A 4,840-nucleotide genomic window follows, 5' to 3' on the forward strand; every position below is an offset into this window, starting at 1 on the left:
TGAGTTTGAATATACGTGAAGTCACCGACCTGAGAAGCATCGCTTCGCAAGGGTTTGGATAATCAGCAGTAAAATTACGTTTCACTAAATCATCCGCTCTTTTTTGATCATCTCGGCTACGGGTGGTTTGTTTATTCTTCCCACGCCAAACACCCTGTATACCTAGCTTCTTCATCAAGCGAACCACTGTACAGCGTGCAATAACATGATCCTAGACAGTATCGTGGACAACAAATCCCTCTAAATTCTTAAAATATTTCTGTTCAAAGGCTTCTGGGCTTAACCAGCCGTTTGCGGAATGCCTTCTGACCCGATTGTAATAAATCTCAATATAGTCAAACAAGACTGTATTCGCTTCTTTTCGAGTGGCAAACACACTGCCATGGACCACATGACCTTTCAATGTATGAAAGAAGCTTTCGGTCACTGCATTATCCCAACAGTTTCCCCTGCGTGACATACTTTGAACGCAGTTATTCGTCAATAATAGCGCCCTAAAATCACGACTACAGTACTGTGAGCCTTGGTCCGAATGCACCATGACACCCATTGGATACCCCTGACGAGCCATTGCATAATGAAACGCATCACACACCAATTGACGGTCTATTCGATGGCTGGTTTGCCAACCGACAATACGACGGCTGAATAGATCCAGCATCACACACAAATACAGCCAACCTTGCTTAGTACGGATATAGGTAATATCCGTTGTCCAGATCTTATTGGGTTCATTGACCGTAAATTGACGATCCAACAAGTTAGGCGCTGTAGGCAAACGATGGTTTGAATCAGTCGTATACTTGTATTTACGTGCAATCCTGCTACGTAAACCAAGCTTTTTAAGCATTCTTCCAACGGTTCGTTCGCTCATGCTGTAACCTAAATCATGCATGTCATGTACCAATGAAGGTGCACCCAATCGTGCATGATGCTGCCAATATACGGCTTTTAAATCATTATATTTCTGCGCTGGATTGGCCTGGCGTTTTCGCCAGGCATAATAGCCTGAAGTGCTGACACCCAGGCATTGACAGGCAGAAGATACAGTGACTTCATTCACATCCAGATCTTGAATTACCGTGTACTTTTCTTGGCATGATCTGTCAGAAAGTACACATGCGCTTTTTTTAAGATGTCATTGGCTTCCCTGAGCTGTTTGACTTCTTTCTCTAATTCTAAGATCCGCTGTTGTTCTGGTGAAAGTTGACGTTTGCTTGAACCTACTGGATTGGCTTCACGAATCCATTTGTCTAAAGTTGAATAACCCACACCTAATTTCTGGGCGATTGCAGCTATAGGTTCGTGGGAGTTTGAAAGTGCATAATCAATCGCTTGCTGTTTAAATTCAGGACGGCTTTGTTGCATAAATATGTAAGCATCTGATTTAAATAAATTTAATTTTGGATCAAAAAATAATCAAAACCTTTAAAATCATATAGTTATGAAATCTTTGTGCAACAAAGCCTCCTGAAACTAAAAAATTTGGATTTTTAAATCAAAATGGTGAGAAAGTCACTTTTAAAGAAGCATTTTTAGGTGCAAATGGCATTACGCCCAAGCAAAAAATAGTAACGTCGACCAAAACTGAAAATAACAGTAACAGTATTGTTCTGAACTCATTAAATGCCACTGAATTACTGCCTGCATTATTTGGTCAAAGACAAGTCAATCGAGGCTCAAACTCAAGTGAACTTAAATTTCCATTTATTGCTGTGCAACAAAATATTGATGGAGAAAAGCAATTACGCTACATACAACAGCATCCAACCTTGACGTATCAGAACGTACAAAATCAACCCCGCTATTTTGTCTTTCTAGAAAGTATCCCAACGATTGGAACGGATGTAAACTCATGTCATGGTTGCTATGTTAAAGGTTATTTACTGAACTTTAAAAAAAATCCAAATGGTACATTTGAATTAACCAATCCTAAAACAAAACTAGTCGATATTCCAAGTTCATATGGTGCAAGCCATTTGCAGATTTCAGACCTGCAAAAAGGGCTACAGCGTGTAGGTCAAAATGCTGTAGGGGCAATATTTGAAACAGGTTTTACTTCAGGTGGTGCGACGACTAGTTTTTTTGAGCTGTTAGTACTACAAGATCAAGATGTCACCATTAAAAGCGTGGGAGATGCAGGTGTAGTTGGTACACGTTATATCGAAGCCAAAGACCGTGAATATGAATATGGTTATGAAGGTAAATATAAAATATTAACGACAGAGCCGAATGCTGAGCTTTATCCTATTCAAATTAGCTACAGCGGTACAGATTGGAGCTTGAAAAAGAAAAATAACAGCATTGTACAAAAATATAATGCAGCCACAGGCAGCTATCCTGAGCAAAAATAGCCATTCAATCACTACACGTTGTAGAACATAGAACATAAGTTTAATGGGGTATCAGCTTAGCAAGAGAGATGCTAGTACAGCTGATACCTTCAAAAAATAAAGAGTAAATGAATGAAAAATATGATGATGGGCTTGTTGTTGAGTTCAAGCGTACTTATAACGCAGACGGTTTTTGCAGAAAATATTCATGAACCGATTATTCCTGCAATTGCAGGCTTACAAAGTAAAGCCTTACTTTTAGGATTTGCAAAAAATCAATATGAATTGGGCATGGCATATTATGAAGGAAAATCAATCCCTAGAAATATTCCTAAAGCAGTAGAGTGGTTAAACCGTGCTAGTGTGAAGAATTATGCACCTGCCAAAGTGACTTTGGCAAAAATGAACTTAAATGGCGATGGTGTGACACGAAACCCACAATTGGCAAAACAATTATTGTTGCAAGCTGCTCAAAAAGGCAATGAAGAAGCACAAGCTATGCTTGTTACTCTCAACACGGCAGAGCAAAAAAAACAGCAGCAGTATTCAAAACTTGATTCTGCACTGCTATGTCAAAATTGGAATACGCAAAATACACAAGAGTCGCCATTTTATAATCAGTTAGCGGTGCGTGAAATTACTGGAAATGCACATAAGGCGATAGAGACGTCACTCAAGCAAAGCTATACTGAACAAAATCAATATAAATATTACCCTGAGTATAAAGATTCAGAAGGTGACACACCTGATATGCGAATCTTTACACCAAAGAGCCCTAACGCTGCTTTATTCAGTAAAATTGAGACTGCAAACCATTATGGCTATGGTGCAAAGTACCAAGCTATATTTAGAGCAGGGGTTGACCTTGAAGCTGTTAAACAATTTATAGAGCAGCGAGATGGTGTTCGTTTTACGGTATTCAATCAATCTCAAATTAAACAGTTCAGTGCAGAGCAAAAAAAATTGCAAAGTTCAGATTTGGACTATGAGCCTATGCTGAGTGCAAATAACGCATTAAAACGGAAATATAATGGTTTACACTTTGTTCATTTAGATGGAAATGTAAAGCAAATTTCTGTGAGCTTTAAGCCACGTGTTGAAGAAGATGGACAAGCCTACTTTGTTAACTATATTGCTTTACTGACCAAAAATAATGGAACACATGTCCTGACCTGTGGTGTAAGTGAAGCCTAAGGATAAATCCTCTTAATATATGTATGGCTGATGATAATGGCTGTCATAGGCTTTGTTTTGCATCTGTTGATTTGATGATATTAAGTGAATGATCTATCTATTAAACCTCTGCTGTGATGGTAGGGGTTTTATGTTTTTAAGTGACAAATTTGAAAATTTTTTTCTAAGTTGTAGTTGATTAGTGTGTGATTCATAGAGATCGTTTCAATTTAGCGATCTCTCAATCCATCTTGTAATTGGCGTGTTGAATCCGTTCATTGGATGGGTTGTATTGCTTCTGGACCTCATCAGAGAAAGGGGTTTCTTCACATAATTCAAAGTACCTTTCCATCGGTGTTTTACCTTTCAAAGGGCTTTGTTGCACAAACCTATCTGTAAAGGCTTTTTCAGCGATATAATTTTCAAATGAAGAAGCCTACACACAAAATCTATCGCACAACCAATTGGCCCGCATATAACCGAGCACTCATGAGTCGCGGAAATATTGCCATTTGGTTTGATCCTGCTACGCAATGGTATGCTCCATCAAAAGGCAAACAAGGGCGAAATCAAACCTACTCCGACGCAGCTATCCAATGCTGCTTAATGATTAAATCCTTATTCCGTCTATCTTTACGTATGGTCACTGGCATTGTGCAAAGTCTGATTAAACTTTGTGGATTAAATTGGACCGCACCAGATTACAGTACGCTTTGTAGAAGACAAAAGCATATTGATATTGCAATCAGCTACCAAAAAAGTAGCGATGGGCTGCATCTACTCATAGACTCTACAGGCATGAGGTTTCTAGGTGAGGGCGAATGGAAACGCAAGAAACATGGACCTGAATATCGTCGCCAATGGCGTAAACTTCATATTGGTATAGATGCTGAAACCCTTCAAATACGCGCCATTCAACTCACTACAAATAATGTGAGTGATTCACAAGTGCTTGGTGATTTACTCGATCAGATTCCACAAGATGAGCAGATTGACTCTGTTTATACCGATGGAGCTTATGACACCAAGCAATGCCGTCAGGTCATTGCAGATCGGCAAGCGCATGCGGTGATTCCTCCAAGAAAAAATGCGAAACCTTGGAAAGATACAAAGATCAGCTCGCTAGCGCGAAATGAATTACTTCGAACAGTTAAACGTTTAGGCAGGACATTATGGAAAAAATGGTCCGGCTATCATTGCCGAAGTATGGTCGAAACTAAGATGCATTGCATCAAATTATTGGGGGATAAACTCAGTGCAAGGAGTTTTGATAGCCAAGTGAATGAAATTCATGCACGTGTAGCAGTCCTCAACAGATTTACGGAATTAGGTCG

General features: G+C 39.3%; 4 protein-coding genes and 2 pseudogenes. 3 read left to right on the forward strand and 3 right to left on the reverse strand.

From position 1 onward, the window contains the following. Both FTT85_RS17915 and FTT85_RS17920 read right to left on the reverse strand, forming a co-directional pair. Window positions 1-208 (reverse strand): annotated as a pseudogene (locus FTT85_RS17915) (IS3 family transposase); the annotation flags it as partial. A 3-nt stretch (window positions 209-211) separates the two neighbouring features. Next, a protein-coding gene (locus tag FTT85_RS17920; RefSeq protein ID WP_180184091.1) for an IS3 family transposase occupies window positions 212-1,368 on the reverse strand; the annotation gives its coding sequence in 2 pieces (ribosomal slippage) (window positions 212-1,137 and window positions 1,137-1,368; 1,158 coding nt in all). A 347-nt stretch (window positions 1,369-1,715) separates the two neighbouring features. Here FTT85_RS17920 and FTT85_RS17925 point away from each other — a divergent pair. After that, complete coding sequence (locus FTT85_RS17925) at window positions 1,716-2,354, forward strand: hypothetical protein (protein ID WP_180184092.1); 639 nt, start codon at window positions 1,716-1,718, stop codon at window positions 2,352-2,354. A gap of 111 nt (window positions 2,355-2,465) precedes the next feature. Further along, window positions 2,466-3,527 (forward strand): tetratricopeptide repeat protein, encoded by a 1,062-nt coding sequence (locus FTT85_RS17930; protein ID WP_180184093.1) that lies wholly within the window; start codon window positions 2,466-2,468, stop codon window positions 3,525-3,527. A gap of 220 nt (window positions 3,528-3,747) precedes the next feature. Here the strand turns inward: FTT85_RS17930 and FTT85_RS18830 are convergent. After that, a pseudogene (locus FTT85_RS18830) lies at window positions 3,748-3,870 on the reverse strand (IS481 family transposase); the annotation flags it as partial. A gap of 62 nt (window positions 3,871-3,932) precedes the next feature. Between FTT85_RS18830 and FTT85_RS17935 the strand changes: the two are divergent. Then, a partial coding sequence (locus FTT85_RS17935) for an IS5 family transposase (protein ID WP_180184094.1) occupies window positions 3,933-4,840 on the forward strand: 908 nt, incomplete at its 3' end.

This window comes from Acinetobacter sp. YH01020, from assembly GCF_013420275.1.
GTDB lineage: Bacteria > Pseudomonadota > Gammaproteobacteria > Pseudomonadales > Moraxellaceae > Acinetobacter > Acinetobacter amyesii.